This window comes from Mucilaginibacter sp. P4_E8, from assembly GCF_056401495.1.
In genome coordinates this window covers 88,248-110,769 of the sequence record NZ_JBFUJG010000007.1, presented here as the reverse complement: position 1 = coordinate 110,769, position 22,522 = coordinate 88,248, and the positions used below count along the sequence as shown (strand labels likewise).

General features: G+C 43.3%; 15 protein-coding genes. 3 read left to right on the top strand and 12 right to left on the bottom strand.

Annotated features, from left to right (window positions below; translation table 11 throughout):
- Window position 1 precedes the first annotated feature (1 nt).
- From AC1DRQ_RS05115 to AC1DRQ_RS05075, 9 genes are all read right to left on the bottom strand, one after another.
- Window positions 2-856: an ROK family protein gene (locus AC1DRQ_RS05115; protein WP_477422616.1), complete on the bottom strand. Its 855-nt coding sequence runs from the start codon at window positions 854-856 to the stop codon at window positions 2-4.
- The gene (locus tag AC1DRQ_RS05110; protein WP_477422614.1) at window positions 849-2,102 is read right to left on the bottom strand and encodes an MFS transporter; all 1,254 of its coding nucleotides are present in this window, start codon (window positions 2,100-2,102) and stop codon (window positions 849-851) included. Before AC1DRQ_RS05110 ends, AC1DRQ_RS05115 begins: the two co-directional genes overlap by 8 nt.
- 217 nt (window positions 2,103-2,319) lie before the next feature.
- Entirely contained in the window at window positions 2,320-4,176 is a 1,857-nt protein-coding gene (locus AC1DRQ_RS05105) for a carbamoyltransferase family protein (RefSeq protein ID WP_477422613.1), read from the bottom strand.
- A 6-nt stretch (window positions 4,177-4,182) separates the two neighbouring features.
- Window positions 4,183-4,332 carry a DUF5989 family protein gene (locus tag AC1DRQ_RS05100; protein ID WP_429397066.1) on the bottom strand — a complete coding sequence of 50 codons (150 nt, stop codon included), beginning with the start codon at window positions 4,330-4,332 and terminating at the stop codon, window positions 4,183-4,185.
- 12 nt (window positions 4,333-4,344) lie between these two features.
- Window positions 4,345-4,743 carry a hypothetical protein gene (locus AC1DRQ_RS05095; RefSeq protein WP_477422610.1) on the bottom strand — a complete coding sequence of 133 codons (399 nt, stop codon included), beginning with the start codon at window positions 4,741-4,743 and terminating at the stop codon, window positions 4,345-4,347.
- Complete coding sequence (locus AC1DRQ_RS05090) at window positions 4,727-6,781, bottom strand: SGNH/GDSL hydrolase family protein (RefSeq protein ID WP_477422608.1); 2,055 nt, start codon at window positions 6,779-6,781, stop codon at window positions 4,727-4,729. The genes AC1DRQ_RS05095 and AC1DRQ_RS05090 overlap by 17 nt, the downstream gene beginning before the upstream one ends.
- Window positions 6,782-6,901: 120 nt before the next feature.
- A complete protein-coding gene (locus AC1DRQ_RS05085) occupies window positions 6,902-8,185 on the bottom strand; it encodes a glycoside hydrolase family 99 protein (protein ID WP_477422607.1) in 1,284 nt (427 codons plus the stop codon).
- Window positions 8,186-8,289: 104 nt separating this feature from the next.
- On the bottom strand, window positions 8,290-9,819 hold the full coding sequence (locus AC1DRQ_RS05080; RefSeq protein WP_477422605.1) for a RagB/SusD family nutrient uptake outer membrane protein: 1,530 nt from the start codon (window positions 9,817-9,819) through the stop codon (window positions 8,290-8,292).
- Between the two features lie 39 nt (window positions 9,820-9,858).
- Window positions 9,859-12,885, bottom strand: coding sequence for a SusC/RagA family TonB-linked outer membrane protein (locus AC1DRQ_RS05075; RefSeq protein ID WP_477422603.1), 3,027 nt, complete (start codon window positions 12,883-12,885; stop codon window positions 9,859-9,861).
- A 305-nt stretch (window positions 12,886-13,190) separates the two neighbouring features.
- Between AC1DRQ_RS05075 and AC1DRQ_RS05070 the strand changes: the two genes are divergently transcribed.
- On the top strand, window positions 13,191-13,754 hold the full coding sequence (locus AC1DRQ_RS05070) for a Crp/Fnr family transcriptional regulator (protein ID WP_477422601.1): 564 nt from the start codon (window positions 13,191-13,193) through the stop codon (window positions 13,752-13,754).
- A gap of 72 nt (window positions 13,755-13,826) precedes the next feature.
- On the top strand, window positions 13,827-14,153 hold the full coding sequence (locus tag AC1DRQ_RS05065) for a DMT family transporter (protein ID WP_429397052.1): 327 nt from the start codon (window positions 13,827-13,829) through the stop codon (window positions 14,151-14,153).
- A 265-nt stretch (window positions 14,154-14,418) separates the two neighbouring features.
- Here the strand turns inward: AC1DRQ_RS05065 and AC1DRQ_RS05060 are convergent, their stop codons facing one another.
- Window positions 14,419-16,086 carry a hypothetical protein gene (locus AC1DRQ_RS05060; RefSeq protein ID WP_477422599.1) on the bottom strand — a complete coding sequence of 556 codons (1,668 nt, stop codon included), beginning with the start codon at window positions 16,084-16,086 and terminating at the stop codon, window positions 14,419-14,421.
- A 586-nt stretch (window positions 16,087-16,672) separates the two neighbouring features.
- On the opposite strand from AC1DRQ_RS05060, the gene AC1DRQ_RS05055 reads away from it, so the two are divergent.
- Entirely contained in the window at window positions 16,673-17,077 is a 405-nt protein-coding gene (locus tag AC1DRQ_RS05055; RefSeq protein ID WP_477422597.1) for a VOC family protein, read from the top strand.
- Between the two features lie 832 nt (window positions 17,078-17,909).
- On the opposite strand, the gene AC1DRQ_RS05050 is transcribed toward AC1DRQ_RS05055, so the two are convergent.
- Both AC1DRQ_RS05050 and AC1DRQ_RS05045 read right to left on the bottom strand, forming a co-directional pair.
- Entirely contained in the window at window positions 17,910-19,316 is a 1,407-nt protein-coding gene (locus tag AC1DRQ_RS05050) for an efflux transporter outer membrane subunit (protein ID WP_477422595.1), read from the bottom strand.
- Between the two features lie 23 nt (window positions 19,317-19,339).
- Window positions 19,340-22,507, bottom strand: a complete 3,168-nt coding sequence (locus tag AC1DRQ_RS05045; RefSeq protein ID WP_477422594.1) for an efflux RND transporter permease subunit — start codon at window positions 22,505-22,507, stop codon at window positions 19,340-19,342.
- Window positions 22,508-22,522: the final 15 nt, after the last annotated feature.

Genomic DNA, 22,522 nt, shown 5'->3' with positions numbered 1-22,522 from the left:
TTTATAATTGACTATCATAATACAAAGCCGCAGCGCCAATAATACCACTGTTCTCCAGTTCAGATACTTCTACTCTGATTCGTTCTGCAGTTTTTGTATAGACAAATGTTTTGATCTCCTGCCACATGCTTTGCTGAAAAAATCCGTAGGCATGCCGAACAGAGCCGCCCAACACAATTAATTGCGGATCATAAGCATACATTACCTGCTTTATGGCATGGCCTATATGTGTACCCAGTTCCTTATATAGCCCTAATGCTTTGGCATCACCGTTTTTCGCATCATCAAACACCTGTACGCCATCAAGCCCGTACACATTATTAAAGAACGACCCGCTGCAATAATATTCCAAAATGTTATCGAGGTAAGGAAACAAGCCAAATTCGCCTGCACCACAGTTAAAACCAGGATATAAATGCTTATTGATCATGACACCGGCTCCCAAACCTGTCCCCAATGTTAAACCGATCATAGAATCAGCGTTACTGCCTTTGCCAAAATAGTATTCACCCACAGCAAAGCAATTAGCATCGTTATTCACATAAACCGGAATGTGGTAACGCGCCTCCATCAGTTGCTTTAAATGCACCTCTTTCCACGATGGTATGTACTGCACATCATATACAATACCTTCAGCTACATCAACCACACTGGGTACACCTATGCCTATGGCCGCTACTTTATCTGTTTGCAGTAAAGCATCAACAACCTTATAAATATCATTCAGTACATCCTCAACAGAGCCATCACTTTTTATTTTTTGCGACACGATATCAGATAAGGAGCTGCCGTGTACAATAGCACCCCGTATATTGGTTGCTCCCAGATCAATCCCTATAACTTTGGTATTATTCATGAGTTGATTTCTTTTTTATGTCGATGGTTTTATTGGTGATAAGGGGTTTTGCCCAAAAGCCCACGCTTAAAATGTAACCGAGGGTGATATACAAAAAGAACATTCCCGCCCGTAAGCCAAATGCATCACCCAGCAAGCCGATAACTGGTGGTATTATGGCGCCGCCAATGATGGCTGTAACCAGCAAACCGGCAAAAGAACCATGGTCTTTATTAACAGAATTAAGTGCCAGCGAGAATATAATAGGATACATAACCGAAGCAAAAAAACCCACCAACGGAAATGCCGCTAAGGCTACATTAGTTGGCCCGAACAAGCCTGCCGTTAAGCAAATCAAAGCCAGTATGGTAAAACTGATCAGCACTTTGCGGCTATCCATTATCTTCAATAAAAGCAATCCGAGGAGGCCTCCGGCAGTCATCAGGCCCCAAAAATAGGCAACGGTATCAGCACCTTTGGTTTGCGGATCCAGGCCATGATAAGTGCTTAAAAATTGTGAGATCCAATTGGCAATACCCTGTTCAGTACCTACATAACAAAACATAGCCACCAAAAACAGGATAACGATGGGTTGTTTAAATAGGGAGAAATGAGTTTTTAAAGAGCCCACTTGCTCATCTTCCTTCAATTCGACCTTAGGGAATTTTGTAAGCGCCAGCAAAATGACCATCGCGAGGCAAATTACCGTAAAGAGCCAGTAAAGCGAAATCCAGGGCAAATTATCAGGCACCAGAGAGTGCAATAGCCCCATTATTCCGCCGCTGTTATCTTCTTTTAAGGCTTTAACCATATAAGAGTAAACCAGTGGACTGAGGAAAGAGGCCAACCCGAATATCAGCTGGGCGAGTACGGAAGTAAAGGCATAATTCTCTTCGCCACCCGATGTTCTTAACAAAGGATTGATCACTACCTGCAGCATGGCCATGCCGCAGCCTATCAAAAATAACGACACTATGGCGCTTAGATAATTAGGAACCATAGCCAATAAAAGCGAGCCTAAAAAAGCGACAATAAATGCCGCTACCATTATCTTTTTCTCTTTAAAGGTTTCCAGCATAATAGCCGATGGAACTGACATAACGCCATAAGCGATAAAGAATGCCAGCGGCAACACACCTGCCATGGTATAACTGAGATTGAATACTTTAATAATATCGGGTATCAGCGGCCCTATTACATTGGTTAAAAACGAGATAACAAAAAAGATCAGCATGATCAATGCTACAATGTAGTAGTTACGTTTCATGGGCTATAATTAAAGGTTCATGATTTTGATTGCGTTAATATCCGTATTAAAATCATTTAAAAATGCAACTTATTTAAATTGTTACAATAACTTTTTAAATAATTTTATAAACTATAAATAGAGCTAAGACCCACCCTGAATGTCATTTCGAACAGAGAGAGAAATGACAGTTAATAAGCCTTAACAAATATACATGATGAATTATTCAACAGCCTGCTTAATCAGGAGCAAAGTTATTTTGCAGGGCTTTTGTAGGGCTGTATTTTTGAAGCCTTTTATCAAATAAATAATTGCCGAGCACCAAATAATCCATATCGGTACGCATAAAACCCAAATAAGCATCTTGTAATGAACATACTATAGGTTCACCCCGCACATTGAACGAAGTATTGATCAGCATACCACAACCTGTTAATGTTTTAAAATCGTTAAGGAGCTGCCAGAATTTAGGATTGGTTTCCCGGCTTACCGTTTGTATCCTGGCCGAATAATCAACATGGGTAATCGCGTTAAGGCCTGAGCGCTGGTGATATAAACGGTCGTAAATATGAAGTTGATCATAACCCGGAGGTTCGGGATACCGCAGCTCATCTTTAAGCGCCTCAATGAACAGCATATAGGGCGATGGCTGTGTTGTTTTGAAATACTGTTCTGCATCTTCCAGCAAAACACTGGGTGCAAAAGGGCGAAATTCCTCCCTGCCCTTTATTTTAAGGTTAATGCGTTTCTGCATTTCGGGGTTACGCGGATCGGCAATAATACTCCGATTCCCCAAAGCACGCGGACCAACCTCCATCCGACCCTGGAACCAGCCTACTACCTTACCATCAGCTATTATTTCACTCAATCCTTTTGTCAGTTCATCAAAACTGTCAAAATGGGTATAGGTGGCGTCGTATTTATATATCAATCCCAAAATATCCTGATCATGATACTCCGGCCCCAGGTATGCGCCCTGCATGGCATCACCGGCACCGATAAATCGCCTTTCTTCGCCATAAACAATATGATGTGCGGCAAAGGCCGCGCCAAGGGCTCCGCCGGCATCGCCTGCGGCCGGTTGTATCCATACCTCATCAAACAACATGGTTTGCCTTACCTTGCTGTTGGCAATACAGTTTAAGGCCACCCCGCCGGCCATAACCAGATTTTTGCAATTGGTGAGTTGATGTGCAGTGCGGGCCAACGCTATTACAACGTATTCTGTTACCCGCTGTATGGCAAATGCCAGGTTCATGTGCTGCTGACTGATCTCAGACTCAGGCAGCCTGCGGGGGAAACCAAAAAGCTTTGCCCAACGCTTATCATCGGTCATGGTTAGCCGGGTAGCAAACCTAAAATATTTCATGTTCAGGATAAAAGAGCCATCCTCCCTTACATCTATTAGTTCTTTTAGTATTTTCTGCTCAAACTCCAGGGTTTGTTGCACGGCAGCATGTCCGTAGGGCGCTAATCCCATCAGTTTATATTCGCCGCTGTTTACCTTAAAGCCCAGATAGTAGGTAAATGCCGAATATAAAAGGCCCAGTGAATGCGGAAAACGGAGCTCTTTTAAGATCCTGATATCTTTGCCTTGTCCGTGACAAATGGTGGTGGTTGCCCACTCCCCTACACCATCAATGGTTAATATAGCAGCCTCATTAAATGGTGATGGATAATAGGCACTTGCCGCGTGCGACAGGTGGTGTGCAGGAAACAGCAGTGGAATATTACCATTACCCAACTGCTTTAATTGCTTACGCAGCAGTTTCTTCATAAAAAGCTTTTCCTTTATCCAAACAGGAATTGCAGATACAAAGCTGAGGACCCCGGCTGGGGCAAAAGCATGGTAGGTTTCTAAAAGTCGTTCAAATTTAAGCAGGGGTTTATCATAAAATGCTATCGCGGTTAAATCGTTTAGTTCGAGCCCTGCCTGTTGCAGCACAAACCGGACAGCATTTATGGGGAAACCTGCGTCATGTTTTTTACGGGTAAAGCGCTCTTCCTGCGCGGCGGCTATAATTTTACCGTTCACGATAATTGCCGCCGCGCTGTCATGATAATAAGCGGATATGCCAAGTATAGCCGTGCGCACCTTATACTAAAATAAGGCGTAAATAAATGGCCCTATGGCCGGTACACTGCTCAGGATAATGAGTACTGAAAACAGCAGCAAAATCACAATAAGCGGAACCAGCCAAAACTTTTTCCTGGTTCGTATAAAAAGCCACAGTTCGGTTAAAAATTCCATATACTTTTCCTGTTAAAAGGTATGCAAAAGATCGGTTTTGGTGTAAGTATGGTTTATATCGGTCATTACAGATTGCCTGCCTTTTTTAAATTGCTTTAACTGCAGGGTATCCCGGACTGTCATCCGTCTGAATAAACCAACCGGGGTTACCACTACAAAAAACAAGATAAGCATAATAAGCCACGAGCTAATAAAACTCACCCGGCTGATAATGACAAACCAGATCACAGTGAAGGGATAAAAAACAAATGGCCACAAAATAATTAGCAGCGTGGCTATCAATGCCGCCACAAAAAAGTACCGCTCTTTAAAATGCAAGCCGGCATATATAGTTGCCAGTACAACCAGCAAGCCAAATTCAAGGCATTGCCGTTTGGTAACCTGTGTAAATATTTTATTGATGCCTGCCATTGTTTATCTGTTTAGTTTTGATCTGCGCCAGCAGTATCAGGGCTTCGCTATTTTTACTATCGGCTTTCAATACTTCTTCGGCATACTTATATGCACCATCGGTATTGTCCATTTTATAATAAGTTTGGGCAATGCGGTTTAAAATGGGTATTGCCAAAGGACTTGCCGTATAGGCTTCTTTAAGGTGGATGATCTGTTGGGTGTAGTCCTTAACTGCCTGCAGGTTAAAGCGGCTTGTGTTGTTACTAATGGCGTAATCAATATAAGGGAGTGCATCCGTTGGCCTGTCCAGTTTTAAACAGAGCACAAACAGATACCGGGCTTTATCAAATGATGGCGACAGGTCAAATGCTTTTTTAAAGTAAAACACGGCATCGTTATAATCCTTAATTTCACCACTGAGCATGGCAATTCTTTCATAAAGCGCGGTATCCATAGGATTTTCCAAAACCAGCGTTTCCAGCACTTTTTTGGCGCTTACCAGCTGACGGCTATTAAAGTAAACATCAAATAATTTACCCATAGTTTGGGGCCAGCTTACGTTTTTAAATACGTTACCGGCAGCCAATTTTTCCTCAGCAGTAATTGTATCAATAGCGGTGTCGGTGGTATCATTATAGGGCCAGCGCTTTTTAAGATTTTTGATCCGATATGTGCCCGCAAGGGAGTCAACCCGGGTTACCGGCATATCCTGTAAAAGCTGTTTAAAGTCCATTGCTTTGGTTTTATCTACYGTGATCAGGTGATTGCTCACTATTGATCTGTAAAACGCATCGGCCATGAGCGCATAACCCATCAGGTTAGGGTGCACATGATCAACCAGCAGTTCATTACCAATGATATGATCGGTTGTATAGGCTTCAAATGCGGCTTTAGTATCAACCAAATGTGTACCGGGATATTTACTGCATAGCTCAGTGATGATCTGGTTAAACTGATCGGGCGCCCTGAACCTTAATCCATCCAGATCCTTTGCCTTTGAAAAAAACCGCCGGGCCTGTTTAAGATCACCCTCCTTATCAAAAACTGCCCCAAGGTAAAAGTTGCAAAGTGCATGGCCATCAAACAGCTCATTAGCCGCGCTAAAGTATTTTTCGGCAACGGACAAATTATTAACGTTAAAAGCATTTAATCCCGTTGCATAATTTTTTTGAAATAGGGGATATTTTAAACTCCCCGGTTCCAGACTTATAAATGGTTTAAGATCTTTTTGGTTGCTTACCAGGTTGCTTAAATAAAGTGGGATCTGTTTTTTGCTGAACAAACTTACCACTTCTTCCATATTGGTGGCAAACTGCTTCAGCCCTTTTTGGTACAGATCAGACTGGTAGGGTATTTCCTGATCTCCTACCATCAGTTGCATCCTGCTTGCGCCTAATCGTTCATGGGTGTCAAAGGCCTTATGAATGCCTCCATATACATTGGTAAGYAGCTGCCATATTTTAAACTGGCGTAAATATAATACCAGCTTAACGGTACGCGGGTTGCTGCCTATATTTTGGGTTGAACCAACACCCAACGCCCCATAATATTCATTATGCCCGGTGTATATAAACACGGCATCGGGCTCATAATTAACTACTTCTTTAGCAAAACCCGCTACTGTGTATGAATTAACCGCTGTTAGTGAAAGATTAATGATCTCGAGCTTTTTATCGGGCAGTTCGTGCATTAGCCGGTATTGCAGCCACCTGTGGAATGATCCGTTATGGAAAAACGGGTATCCGATAGTGGTTGATTCGCCCAATACAAAGATCCTTAGCGTATTTGCATCTTTTTGCTTTTTAAAGGGTTCGCTGTTGCCGGTTGTGGCAATATCCTCATCGGTAAAATACCTCTTTGATGCATCGGGGTTAAAAACGAGGTAATTGCTATTGCTTTTGTAATCAACAAACAGGTTAAGGTTATGTCCGTAATGCACCAGTCTTAATACCATCTCCAATAAAAATAAAACCAATAAAGGTATCAGTATGATACTGATACCCTTAAACAACATGATCCTGCTTTTTGAAGGTGCTATGTTTTGAGTTGAAGACATTGTTTAAAAAAGGTTTTTCGGGCTTGTGCGATGGATGGGTGTGTTCTTTTCAAACTTATAACACACCCCTGCCACTTCACAACTCTCCGCGCCCCCTCTCAAGAGGGGAATTTTTTATTACTAATTACCACGTACAGGCAGTGTATAGCTTAATGGCTTTTCATTCCTGAGCATTTTTGCAGCTTCGCCGGTTAACCATAAGTAATGATCACTGGGTTTGCCATCCATATCAATAAATTTGGCGCTATTACTTACTGGTGGTTTATCGGTCACTTTAAAGATAGCTGTTCCTTCGTTAACCTCATCAAACATGGCTACATAAAGCATTTGTGCACCGGCCTGCAGGGCAGTTGAAATTTGCTGCCAGTAAAAACGCCCACCCTGCCGGGGTATGGATGCCACCGGTTTTACATCATCAGGAAATTCATAGGTACTCAGGTTATGCCAGCTAAAACCCGGATAAACGCAGGGTACATACTCCACATGATTGGTTTTGCACCATTGCATATCGCCAATCAGCAAATCGCGGTAACGATCCATATCATTATGCAACAACGGCGAAAAACGCTGTACTGTCCAGGGTAAAACAATATCGGCTTGTTTTATAACTTCATGTAAAAAGGGATCATTCAGGCAATCTGAATTCAGATCACGCCAAAATGTAGGTACACCCAGCATTACCGCACAGCCACCATAAACAGGGTCGTTCTTTAAAAAATCTATCAGTTTTAAGATACCAATGTTGCGGGTATTATACGGCCTGTCAGGAAAACCAAGTCCCCAGATAGCCACAACAGGTTTATTATTGTTGTTTAAATAGGTTTTAGTCCCCGGCTGGTTGGTTACTTTTAATGAATCAACCAAATATTTCCAATCGTTGATGATAGCAGAGCAATCCTCGCCTGATGCGTTAAGGCCCGACAGGTCATACATGATGGCTATTGCCCTGTCGTATTTTGAAGCGGCTTCCAACGCGTTTTTAATGACTACACCTGTTCCCCTGCGCGCACGGTCGCTTTTAATAGATCCCATAAAGCGCTGCATAAAAACCCCGTCGACCCCATACTCCTGCATCCATTTAAAATGCAGGTCGACAGTGCTTTTGTCATAGGAACTAAACAATTTTGCATTACTGCCATCGGCCAGTTTAAAAGGTGTTGTATAGGTGTTTTTATACTCACTTACATCAGGCCAGGCATCAACCCCGCAGCGAGTTTCGCTGGCAAAATAATGACTAAAGCCCGATTTTGTGCCATCACCCTCGGCCCGGAACCAACCCTGGTAACCGGCCATAACCAAACCATGATAGGTTGGGTATTTTGTAACCTTTGAATGTTTATTTTGAGCGTTAACAGCTACACTTAACATTAAAAAACACATTATGGAAAAGTGTATTTTTTTCATAATCGCATGGGTATATTTTATAGGTTTTTAATTAATACTAAAGAAAGCCTGACCATGCTTACACATGGCCGGGCAATTCTTTAATTGTGACAAGGATTGTTTTTTTAGTATCCCGGATTTTGCGTCCAGGCCGGGTTACGGTACATTTCATTTTGCGGAATGGGTGCAATGTACCTTTGACTTATATCACCCGTGAAGTTTATAGGGTTTTCCTTATTGCCACGGGCGGCAATTATCTCGGGTAGCATTTGCAGGCGTACAATGTCAAACCATCGTATACCAAATTCGCCGGCAAACTCATAACCACGTTCATTCACTACGGCTTTTTGAAAATTGGTTGCCGACAGGCCAGGTGTTAAATTTGGCAATCCGGCGCGTGTACGTACTTGATTAACAGCAATATAAGCAGCAGCGGATGGACCACCTGTTGCCATAGCCGATGCTTCGGCATAATCCAGCAGTACAAGCGGGTAACGGATAATATCGGTTGTTTTGTTGGTGCTTGGATTAATGGTTTGGATAGTTGTCGCGGTTTCAATAACACCATCATTAAGCCCCGCTCTGAATTTTTTATAGTATGGATGGCCGGCATGTGTTTCGCTGGAATTCCATGGCACCAGTTTAAAGCTTTTATCGGCCTGTATTAATTTAAGGGTTGTATAAAAAGTGGCGTCAGTACGGGCGCATTTTGGAGCATTCAGGAAAAAATTGATCTCAGGGTAATAATCATCCCAACCGCTTGAGCCATTGCTGGCAACCTCATCAAGCGGAACACTTGACGATCCGAAGGTACGGTTTGGCGATCCACCGCCTACATTAAACTGTATAGCAAAAACCGACTCTGAATTATTGTTGGTTGTAAAAACCGCGGCATAATCATTCATCAGGCTATAGGTACCTGTTTTAATTACCGAATCGGCCTCGGCAGCTGCTAAGGCATAGTTTTCCGTTTTTTTAAGCGGCCAGCCTGCCATAGTTAAATACACATCGGCCAGCATAGCTCTTGCCGCCATTTGGTTTGCCCGGCCCGGCTGACCGGGAAACGAAGTTGGCAAAAGACGTTTGGCAATTTTAAGATCATTAACTATTAAACCATACACACTGCTTACATCACTGCGCGCGGGCCTGTCATCTACCGGTATTACTTTATCAATAAGTGGTACCGGACCAAACGTTCTTACAAGGTTGTAATAGCCCCAGGCCCTTAAAAAATATGCCTGGCCAACCGATTGATTTTTTAAAGTTTCGGTTGAGTTAACCTGATTGTAATTGGTAATTACATTATTAGCCTGGTATATGGCTGTCCAGGGGCCGTTCCACTCAGCGTTCATGCTGCTATTGGAGCTGCTACMGTTTAACTGGTCAAACGCCCGCATATCGCCCTTATTTAGTCCGGGATCTGTTGTAAGGTCATCGGCCCCAAAGTATGATGTACTTTTACTGGTAAAGGCATATGCCCCATCTACCGCGTACATGGCATAAATTGAAGTTACCGCAGCGTCAAGATCAGCCTGTGTTTTTAAATAATTCACTGGTGTTAAGTTTCCCTTAGGATCCTCGGTAAGCTTTTTTTGACATCCAAAAAACGATGCCAGTACAATGAATGCTAATGGTATAGAATATCTTGTTTTCATCTTTTTATCTTTTATATAGAAAGCAAATAATTTTATGATTTATAAAGTGGCTCTTAATCCAACGGTATAAGTTTTAGGATTCGGGATAACGCCCGTTTCTAAACCCTGGGTAATGGCATTGGTTGAATTGGAAACTTCGGGATCATAACCAGGGTATTTGGTAATGGTCCAGATGTTTTGCCCGCTTACATAAACCTCCAAACTGCGGATCTTTGCCCGGCTTAAAATGCCTGTTGGAATAGTGTAGGCCAATGAAAGGTTTTTAAGCTTAATGTAACTTGCATTATATACAAAGCGACTGCTGTTTATAAAATTCTGGCTGGTACTGCTAAAAGTTGGATTGTTGGTTTCGTTGGTTGGTGTCCAGATGTTTAAGGCAGTGGTTGAAGTAGCATTACGTGCATCGCCTAAACCGCCAAGGGTATAAGGGATGGTTCCGCTATAGATCTGGTTGCCATGGGTGCCCTGGAACATAAAGCTTAGTGTAAAGTTACCATAGCTCACATCATTGATAAACCCAAAGCTGTATTTAGGCGATCCGTTGCCAATAGGCATCAGGTCGGCACCGGTATATTTATGGTCGCCATCAACATCGGTGTATTTGGCATCGCCTGGTTTCATACCAAATAACGCGGCCTGCGCGGCTTCGCTTGTTTTCCAGGTACCTAAAAACTGGTAGCCGTAAAATTCGCCAAGCGGTCTGCCAACCTTTAATATAGCAACACCAGTTTGTGCTGATCCAATATTGTTTACAACAACATTATCCAAACCGCCCAGATCCACTACCCTGTTTTTGTTAAACGAGATAGTAAAATTAGTGTTCCACCGTACCTTACCCGCTAAAGGAGTTCCGCCTAATGCAAACTCAATTCCTTTATTATCAAGGCTGCCAATATTAACCTGGTATAAACCACCGCCTTGATAATATGGCGCCTGTTTATTGTACAATAAGTTGGAGATCTTTTTGTGATATGCGTCAACAGTAAACGTTAACCGGCCTTTAAGAAACGACATATCCAAACCGGCATCGGTAGTAGTTGTAGTTTCCCATTTGAGCGTATTTGATACCGGGGACCCTAATGGTGTACTTACAGATGGTGTAGAACCATCAAAATAGTATGCAGGTCCGCCGCTGGTATATTGCGGTATGGTTGCGTATGCGCCTACTGCCTGGTTGCCGGTTTTACCCCAGCTGGCACGAAGTTTTAAGTCAGAAAAAACATTCAGTCTTTCGATAAAACTTTCATGTCCCGCGTTCCACCCTACAGCTAATGATGGGAATGTGCTGTACTTTTCGGTTAAATGGGATGAACCGTCAGAACGTATACTGGCAGTTAACAGGTATTTATCTTTATAAGAATAATTAACCCTGCCCATAAATGATTGTAAAGCATCCTGCCAATAGCCGGATGTGGTAAGCTGGGTTTTGCCCAAACCTAAATTGTAATAACCAAGCGCGTATGACGACAGGTTTTTAGCCTGCGCGTTTACATTGGTATTTTGCCGGCTTTGAAACTCGTACAACGCGGTTACCGTTAATGAATGATCGCCCAGCTTTTTCTTATAGGTAAGGAAATCACTTGTTTGGTATGAGCGGTATTTGCTGTTACCAATAGAGGCATAATCGCCGCCAACCTGACCTAAGCCCGTTTCAAGGCCGTACAATGTTTGCGTCATTTGCGATTGTGTTTCGTAGGTGTTATTTGATGTAAGGGTCAGATCATCAAGGATGCGATAAGTGAATATACCTGTACCTGTTATGTTTGTAGTACTCACATCAACCTGCTGGTTATTAGCCTGCGCTACCGGGTTAACCTGATTAGAGGCATATTTAGATTTTAAAATATACTTTCCGCTTGCATCCTTAATAGGCGAGGTGGGGTCCCACTGAAATGCCTGAGCAAACGGATCGGTAATATCACCAGAGTAACCAGTATTGCGGCTTTGAGGCAACAGGGTTGTCAGGTTAACCTTAATGTCCATCCTGTCATTTAATTTGATGCCCAGGTTTGCCCTAAGTGTGGATCTTTTATAATACTGATTTAAAATTAAACCGGGCTGATCAAGATGATTAAATGATACCAGGTAGTTAACGTTTTCTGATCCGCCCGAAACATCGGCCTGATAGTTTCTGATCCAGGGCTTTTGTTGAACAGCTTTTTGCCAGTCGGTTCCCGGATTATTTTTAAAATTAGCCAGCTCGGCATCTGTAAACGCGGCCGGATTGCCTGTTGTGGCAAACTGGGCATTTACCGTGCGGGCAAAATCATAAGCATTCATTAAATCAAGCTGTTTTGGTACGCTTGCTTTACTGAACCAGGTACTGATATTCACGACCGGTTTGCCGGTTTTCCCGGTTTTAGTGGTAATAAGCACTACGCCATTTGCACCTCTTGAACCATATATCGCTGTTGCTGATGCATCCTTCAAAATCTCCAGTGACTGGATATCGCCCGGGCTTATTGATTCAATATTACCACCTATGTACCCATCAATAACATACAAAGGGTCATTGGAACCTGTAATAGAGTTTGCCCCCCTGATACGCACGCTTAAACCAGCACCCGGCTGACCGCTGTTACTGGAAACCGTAACACCAGCCGTTGTACCCTGTAAGGCTTGCTCAACCCGTACTAATGGCCTTTTCGCGATCTCTTTAGCGGTTACCGTGCTGGTGGCCCCGGTTACATCCCGCTTTTGCTGTATACCGTAACCAACAGCAACTACTTCGTTTAGTCCGATGGTTTTTTCAACCATGGTTACATCAAGGGTGGTTTGCCCGCTCAGGGTTATTTTTTGATCCTCAAAGCCTACGTAGGTAAATATAAGTGTAGCGCCGGCCGGTGCATCCAGCTTAAATACGCCATTTATATCTGTAAGGGCAACAGTAGTGCTTCCCAGTACTTTTACCGAGACCCCGGCCAGCGGAATGCCTTTATCGTCTTTAACTTTCCCGGTTACCTGGGCTGCAAACCGGACGTTTTTATGCACTTTTAAATGTGTAGTACCTGCATAACCAGTTAATGTTATACAGCATGCTAACAACATAAATAGAAATCTTTTCATGCTTTATTAAATTAGGGTTTATTAAAAATTGGTTCGTTTATAAAACAGGAGTAAAAAAATGAGGAATTATTAATAAATTCTTAATAACAGATTAATGCGCAAATAATTAACAATTAATAAAAACAAGCATTTGACTATCAACACATTGGATAATCACTATGTATAACTTTTGTGCACTAAAACGCGTACTTTATGCATAAACAGGTATGCGTTTTTATCAAAAAAGTGCCGTAATTTTCCTTTATTATTGCTAAAATGAGCGGGTTTAACGCGAAAATGCGCGTTAAAATAACAAATCAGTTAAGGTGGAAATCGAACAAATCATTAATCAGATCTATACCATCCCTGAAACATCGGGATTAAAATTACAGCAGGTAATTGAGGAGATCACTTTGCCCAAAGGGCATATTTTGTTCGAGGCCAACAAAATTGGCAGAAGCGTTTATTTTATAAAAAAGGGTATCGTACGGGCTTACTTATTTCAGCACGATACCGAGGTAACCTTTTGGTTTGGCCGGGAGGGCGATACCATTATCTCCATGAAAAACTATGTGGAAAATAAACCCGGCTACGAGAATATTGAGCTTTTAGAAGATTGCATACTGTACCGCATCAAAAACCGCGACCTTCAAAAGCTGTTTACCCAAGACATACACATTGCCAACTGGGGCCGGAGGTTTGCCGAGACCGAGCTGATAAAAGTGGAGGAAAGACTAATCTCCAGGCAATTCAGTATGGCTGCAGACCGGTATAAGGAATTACTTACCCATAGCCCCGACCTGATCCAGAGGGTACAACTGTTTCATATTGCCTCCTACCTGGGCATTACGCAGGTTAGCCTAAGCCGCATAAGATCAGAAATCAGATAGCGCCATTATTTATCCTATGTTAATTTTTAGGCTGTTTATCCTCGCCACCTTTACAGTCAAATAATTATCATTATGAATTGGATCATATTAATCATCGCAGGTTTATGCGAGGTGGCATTTGCCTCCTGTTTGGGCAAAGCAAAAGATACCACAGGTACCGAAATGTACCTTTGGTATGGCGGTTTTTTGGTGACCATGACGCTCAGCATGGTACTGCTTCTTAAAGCCGCCCAAACTTTACCCATTGGAACAGCTTATGCCGTTTGGACAGGGATAGGCGCCGTGGGTACCGTATTAGTTGGCATCCTGGTGTTTAAAGACCCGGCCAACTTTTGGCGGCTGTTTTTCCTGAGTACTTTGATCGTCTCTATTGTTGGGATCAAGTTTGTTTCTGAATAACTATAAAACAGAACCGGCGATCTGGTATGGCCGCCGGTTCTGTTAAACGTGGTCCGGGATAAGAAATGAGTAGCATATACAACAAAAACCATGTCATTTCGAACGAGGTACGAGGAGAAATCTTATACAATACTTTATTATGAATAACATTGAGTATAAGATTTCTCCTCACCCCACCACTTTACCCGGCACTGTTCGTCGAAATGACATTTTGAGTTTAGTTTCTTACTCTTAACTCCCATTACTGACCATCAGACCTAAAGCCTTATTGATTTATCCTGAACGATTCTGTAGCGGTTATGGTAGAACGTGTACAGGTCATGGCCTGGGTTCCTCCTTCGCTCGAAACGTATTTCCCGTTGTTCCCTCTGAATGAAATGGTTCCGTCTGCATTGAAAACCCAGTCGAACTGCTCCCAGGGACCAATTGCGGTGCGGTTACAGTTAATGGCCTGTGTTCCGTTTTCTGAGGATACATATTTGCTGGAATTTAACAAGGCTACTTTTCCGCTTCCCGCGTTAACAACAGCAAACTGCTCCCATCCCTGTGCTACCGGGCGATTACAGTTCATGGCCTGGGTACCATTTTCAGAACTTACATATTGGTTGTTTGAACCTTTTATGGTAACCGTTTGTCCGAAGGGCACCGTGCCGGTACCACCTACTACCGGCGGGGTTGGCCGGGTGGCTGTTAATGCGATTTGCCCTTTGAGCATTTTACCACCGTCGCCGGTTAAGCGCAGGTAATAATCTGCCGAACATATGGTACCGTCCTCATCCAATGATAAAAAGTTGGAGCCTGCCGGAACAAATGAGGAGTTTTCAGTGGTTTTAGCGATCTGGTTCCCCTCGTTGTATTCATCAAACATAGAGATATACAAACCCTGGGCACCTCCCCTGATCAGGTTATAAAACTGGGTCCACATCAGGTCGCCATGCGCCCGTTGATGTAACTGCAGGTCACCTGGCAACACACAAGGCTGGTAGTCGATACCATTGGCATTACAATAGGTCTGGTCGCCGGCCTGATGATCGTTATAGAAGTTATTAGCTTCAGTTACATTACTTATTTTACCGATCATCCATGGCGATATCATATTCAGCGCAGTAGCAGTTGGTAAAAAGTTGGGCTGTATATCAGTCGCATTGGTATCGCGCCATGAGGCCGGTACCCCACCTATCACATAACAACCCTGGGCTTTAAACCAATTGATCACATCTAAACAAACAGCCGAAGAAAATGGATGGTTAGCATCATTAAAACCCAGTCCCCAGATACATACTACCGGTTTCCCATTTTGTTTGGCATAGGCTGATGATGAGGTATATGCCGACATTTTATTAGTCCAATCAGTTTTGATCTCCGATTGCATATTCGTCCACCCGGTTATATCATACATGATATAAAATTTACGACCAGTAGCCTCGGCCGCAGTTTTTACCTTAGCGGTTATCGCGTCGCGCACCGGGCCTTCCCCACCAGTAGGATTAAAGCGTTGCAGGGCGGCACAATCTATATTGTTTTGCTGCATCCACTGAAACTGTACGTTTACGGTTTGGTCATTAAAAGATGAGAATAATTTTGCCGGACTTCCATTATTTAAATTAGCAAAACCTGTTTGATACGAACTGGTATACTCACGCATATCAGGCCATGATTTGATGCCTATATTATTTGTTGATGGGGCCTGGCCTGCATTCGGCGCCCAATGCCACCAGATGTTAATTGGCGAACCATCGCCTATGGCGGCAAACCAGCCCTGGTAGCCCACGGTTACCTTCCCTACCACATCACCCACCGGCGATGCAAATGTTTGTTTGTTTTTTCCATCGGGGGCTATTGATGAATTGCTTTTAAGATCTTTTTTTGAACAGCTGCTTATTATGGCAAATACGGCTAATAAAAATATAGCTTTAATACTTTTCAGATTCATAATTTAAATGTTTAATAATTGGTTTGATGTTGGTTAATACTCCGGAATAGACGCATTTAACCCTAAGGGGGTACAAAAACATAAATTTTCATAGTTAATAGTTAAATAAAACCTAAAGCTTTTTTGAGGACAAAGCTTCTCAGTTACAATTGGTTATTAACTATAAATTAAGCGCGTTGCTATTAAAAAAAACTTAATAATTGCTTAATGGATAAGTATTATTCAATTTATAATTAATCAGCAAGCTGATTTTTAAGCTTATTAAAAAAATTTAATATGTTATTGTAATAATATAGGAGATAACATAATACCGATAGATTCAGCGCCGACTGATGGCTCAATTACTTAACAATCAGACATTTTTGGTTTACGTGGATAAAATTTAAAATTGCCACCAGCACAAATAAAAGATTTGAAAACAGATTTGGTAATGTCCAAAAATAGATGGAAATTGCTCAAAAGGTTGTGCATAAAGAAACACTTAACTGGCGTTAAATATTCTTTTAAAAAGAATGATTGTCAATATAATACACAACTTTTTCTTCCATTTTTATATCAATTTTTAATCGTACAACACATTTTAAATATGAAAAAAGTAACGGGCCTTGGCGGCGTATTTTTTAAATGCAATGATCCGAAAGGTATGAACGAGTGGTACGCCAAAAATCTTGGATTGGCTACCAGTGAATACGGAACAACGTTTGAGTGGCGGCAGGACGATGATCCGTCAAAAAAAGGATCCACATCCTGGTGCACGTTTCCGCAGGATACCAAATATTTCAATCCGTCGGCAAAGCCTTTTATGATCAATTACCGGGTAGAAAACCTCCTTGCGCTGGTTGACGAGCTAAAAAAGGATAATGTGACCATTGTTGATGAGATTGCAGAATATGAATATGGCAAATTCGTCCATGTGCTTGATCCGGAAGGGAACATTATTGAGCTTTGGGAACCAACAGATGATTCGGATCAGGATAACGTAGCAGGGTAACCCGTAGGTAATATATTTTCCGGGTCGGCTTTTTAATCGCACAACGCTTTAAATAATTAAATAAGTCATGCCGAATTTATTTCGGCATCTCACTTGCAAAGCCGCTTTTTTGAACCTGCTGATGGGCGCTGAAACAAGTTACCCATGACTTGTTTGTTTTCATCAACAGCAAACCCCATCGGGGTATCGTGTTTATAGGATAATAATATCTGAGCATTAGCTCCATAGGAGCTTCCTGATCAAGTGTCAATAACATTAAAGGAAGCTCCTATGGAGCTGATATTTACTCAATATTTCTATTAACACGATGCCCCGATGGGGCGTGGATAAGCCTTTGCCCACTATGCTTCGACAGACAGCATGACGTATTTGTTTTTAGTTCCCCTCTTGAGAGGGGGCGCGTAGGAATCGAGGGTAGCAGGGGTGTGTTTATACGTGCGATGAAAAGCCCCCTCCACCCCTCTCAAGAGGGGAATAGCTCATCAAAAGACAGTCGAGTTATTTGGTAGATAAAATTCCCTCCTTGGGGAGGGGCGCGATGGTTTGTGTAATGGCAGGGAGGGGTTTATTCGTGATGTGGGTCGCATAAACCCCTCCCTACACCCTCCCGTCGGGAGGGAATCGCACAGGCCAACATTTTAAAATTTAATCTTATCAAACTTTGCGGAGAAATAGCACCACCCACAGTTAACTCACCCGGTCTACGCTTCACCGGACCACCCGCTCTCCAGCTTCGCCGCAAAGAGGGTAAAGGAAAAAAATGTTGTCACCCCTCTTTACGCTCCGCGTAAAGAGGGGTGACAAGCGCAGCGATGTCGGGGTGAGTCGATATTTACCTCCATCCGCCGCCCAGGGCGCGGTACAGGTTCACAATGGCCTGTAACTCCTGCAGCCTGTCGTTAACGCCGCTTAACTGGGCCGCTAACAGATTTTGTTCGGAGGTTAATACATCGGTATAATTGGTTGCCGAACTGTACCTTAATAGTTCCTGTGTAAAGTCAACAGATTTTTGCAGCGCTATGATCTGTTTGCTGCGGGCATCTTCTTTTTCAATGGCTGTTTGATGGGCATATAAGGCATTGGAAACCTCCTGCCCTGCCACCAGCAAGGTTTTTTGAAAACTATTCAGGGCTTCCTGCTGCTGTGCCTGCGCGGTACGCAAACGGGCCTTGTTTATCCCCTGGTTAAAAATGGGTTGGGTTAAACCCGCCGCTGCATTATAAAATATAGATTTATTAAAAAAGTCCTTTAAACTTAAAGTGGATAATCCGCCGGAAGCGGTTATTGTAAACGAAGGATAAAAGTAAGTGCGGGCCAGGTTGGTATTTTCAAACGCCGCCCTGAAAGCATATTCACTTTGCTGCACATCCGGGCGGTTGGTAAGCAACTGGGTTGGTATGCCAGCCTGCAGTTCATTCACCATTTTCTGATCGGCCAGGTTGCTGCGGCTAACGGGGCCTGGTGGACGTGAAAGCAGAATATCCAGCGCGTTTTCTGTTTCGCGGATGCTGCGTTTAATATCAGGAATGGTTACCTCGGCAGCATAGCGGTTAGCCTCGCTTTGTACTACGGCAGCGCCATTTACCACCGCGCCTTCTTTAAGCTTCTTCATGGTTTCCACATCCGTGATCCTGTTTTTCAGGGTTTGCTGGGTTATTTCCAGTTGCTTGTCTAAAGCCAGCAGCGAGAAGTAATTATTGGCAATATCCGCTATCAGCTGGGTTTGTACAGCTCTTTTGGCGGCATCGTTTTGTAAAAAGCCGGCAAGGGCCGCCCTTTTAGTGCTGCTCAGTTTACCCCATACATCAGCTTCCCATGAGGTGCTTAAACCAGCCTGGTAGGTAGTGGTAAGCGTGTTAATATTGATGCCCGGAGGGAAATTTAACCCTGCCTGTGATTGTTTTGACCGCGACACACTTGCATTACCGCTTAAGCTCGGCAAAAAGGTTGCTTTACTTTGTTGTAATGCTGCCTGTGCCTCCAGTATTTTTTGCACAGCGGTTTTCAGATCAAGGTTGTTATTCAGACCTTCCTGTATCAGCGATTTTAAAGTGGTATCTGCAAACAGGTTTTGCCAGGGCATGGAAGCAAGCGTTGCGGTATCTGTTGACTGCTGGTCACGATAAAGACCATTGGTATTTACATCGGGCCGCTTATAGCTTTTGGTTATTCTGCAGGATAGCAACGCCCCCGAAAGCAAGGCAAATAAAAATATATATTTTAAACAATCTCTGTTCATAATTGATCTTTTTAACTGATGAATTAATGAGCACCTTTTACTTCCATCGTGTCATCCTCATCATCTTCTTCGTCATGTTTTCGCTTCCCGCTTACTTTTTCCTGCAGGTGCTGGAAAATAATAAACAATATAGGGATCACAAACACCCCGAACACCGTTCCTACAAACATGCCCCCTACCGCGCCTGTACCAATGGAGCGGTTGCCATTTGCTCCGGCCCCGCTCGAAACCATGAGCGGCATAATACCAAATATAAAGGCAAAGGAGGTCATCAGGATAGGACGTAAACGGGCCTCGGCGCCCGCGATGGCCGCGGGTATCAGGTCCATCCCCGCCCTGCGTCTTTCCAAAGCAAACTCCACGATCAGGATAGCGTTTTTGGCCAGCAAACCGATGAGCATAATGAGCGAGATCTGTAAGTAAATATTACTGCCGATACCGAAGATCTTGGCAAACAGGTAAGTACCCGCTAAACCTACCGGTAACGAAAACAACACCGCGAACGGAAGGATATAACTCTCGTACTGCGCGCTTAACAGAAAGTAAACAAACACCAAACAAAGTAAAAATATGTAGGCAGATTGTGTACCGCTTGACAGTTCCTCGCGGGTTAAACCAGAGAATTCATAGCCATAGCCCGCGGGCAGGCTTTGCAAGGCAACCTCTTTGATAGCCTGGATAGCATCGCCTGAACTATAACCAGGATTAGGCTGACCGGAAACTGAAATGGCAGTAAATAAGTTAAAGCGGGATATAGACTCGGGGCCAAACACCCTTTTCAAAGAAATAAACGACGAGATTGGGGCCATGGTACCGGCGCTGTTCCGCACAAATATTTTGCTTAAGCCGGTTTCATTGGCCCGGTAATCATAATCGGCCTGCACCATTACACGGTATTGTTTACCAAACTGGTTAAAGTTTGATGCATATAAACCACCATAATAACCCTGTAAAGTATTCAACACCGAATTTACAGTTACGCCTGCCTCCTTACATTTAGCCACATTGATATCAACCTGAAACTGCGGAAAGTTGGGATTGAATGATGAGTTAAGATTTTGAATTTCCTTGCGCTTTCCAAGTGCCGCGATAAAATCGTTACTTACCTTAAATAATTCATTTACCGTGTGGCCGCCTTTATCCTGCAGCTGAAACTCAAAACCATCGCTATTACCAAAACCCTGTAACGTAGGCGGCGAAAAATAAAACACAGTAGCTTCCCTTAATCCACTGGTTTTGCCATAAAGCTCACCGATGATACTCTCCTGGCTATCTTTTTTATCTTTACGGTGCTCCCATGTTTTCAGCTTCATGATCACCATGGCATACGCGCTACCTGATCCCGCTATAAAGTTAAAGCCCACCAGTTTAAGCGTATTTTCTACAGCTGGAAAAGTGTGACCAATGCTATCAATCTTGTTGGCAACCGCATCTGTACGTTCCATTGACGATGCCGGGGGCAGGCTTATAGCGGCAAATACAACCCCCTGATCTTCATTAGGTACAAAGCTCGATGGAGTGGTTTTTATGAGATAAATAAGCGTGGCGGCAAACACTGCTATTACGGCAATGGCTATCCATTTTTTATGCGCCAGGAAATTTACCGACTTTTTATACTTACCACTTACCGCCTCAAAAGCAGTATTAAACACTACGTAAAAATGATTTATAAACCCATGTTTAGGGGTTCCTTTTTTGTGAGGCTTTAAAAACAAGGCACATAATGCCGGACTAAGCGTTAACGCGTTCACCGCCGAAAGCAAAATAGCTACAGCCAGTGTAATACCAAACTGTTTATAAAACACCCCGGTTGAGCCAGATATGAACGTTACCGGTAAAAACACCGCCGACATTACCAGCGTGATGGAAACAATAGCGCCAGATATTTCGCTCATGGCATCAATGGAAGCTTTACGTGCCGATTTATAGCCCATATCCAGCTTGGCATGCACAGCCTCCACCACCACAATGGCATCATCAACCACAATACCTATAGCCAGTACCAGCGCGAAGAGCGTAAGCAAATTAATAGTGAAACCAAACAGGTTGAGGAAGAAGAAAGTACCCACAATAGCCACCGGTACAGCAATGGCCGGGATCAGGGTCGACCTAAAATCCTGCAGGAAAACAAACACTACGATAAACACCAATATAAATGCCTCGATCAGGGTGCTGATCACCTTTTCGATAGAGGCATCCAAAAGCTCATTGGCATCAACCAGGTAAGTGATCTTCATCCCTTTTGGGAAGGTTTCTGACGCCGCATCCAGGATCTTTTTTGTTTCATTGATCACATTACGTGCATTTGAACCCGCCGTTTGACTGATAGCCACACCTACCGAAGGTAAACTGTTGGTAATAATGTGAAAAGAATAATCCAGCGAACCTAATTCAACCCTTGCCACATCACTTAAACGCAGCAATTGCCCGTTACCTACCGATTTAATGATCATGTTGCCAAACTCGGCCGCCGTTTGAAGCCGGCCCTTGTACCTGATCACATATTGAAAGGACTGGTTACTGTTTTCTCCAAATTTACCCGGGGCTGCTTCAATGTTCTGTTCATTCAATACGTCGGTAATATCGTCAGGGATCAAGCCATAGCGCGACATTACATCGGGCTTTAGCCAGATCCGCATGGAATAATCTCTTGATCCAAAAACCTGCGCATCGCCCACACCTGTAACGCGCTGTATTTGCGGTACCAGGTTTATCTTGGCATAATTTTGCAGAAATGTTTCGTCGTAAGTTTTGTTTTCGCTGTATAACGAAAATATGATGAGGTTACTGCTTTGACTTTTGGCTACCGTAACCCCAGATTGCGTTACCACCAGGGGCAGCAAACTGGTTGCCCGCGATACCCGATTCTGAACGTTTACCGCGGCCAGATCGGGGTTGGTACCTACTTTAAAATAAACGGTGATAGATGCCGAGCCGTCATTACTGGCAGAGGAGGTCATATAGGTCATGTTCTCCACACCGTTGATCTGTTCCTCCATGGGAATGATCACGCTTTTAAGCACAACATCGGCATTGGCGCCGTTATAAAAGGCCGATACCTGCACCGTTGGCGGCGCTATATCCGGGTATTGTGATACGGGCAGGTTAATGAGCCCCAATATGCCCAGTATCAGCAACAAAACCGAAATAACAGTTGATAGTACCGGGCGTTCTATAAATTTTTTAAGCATAATATTGCTTTTGCA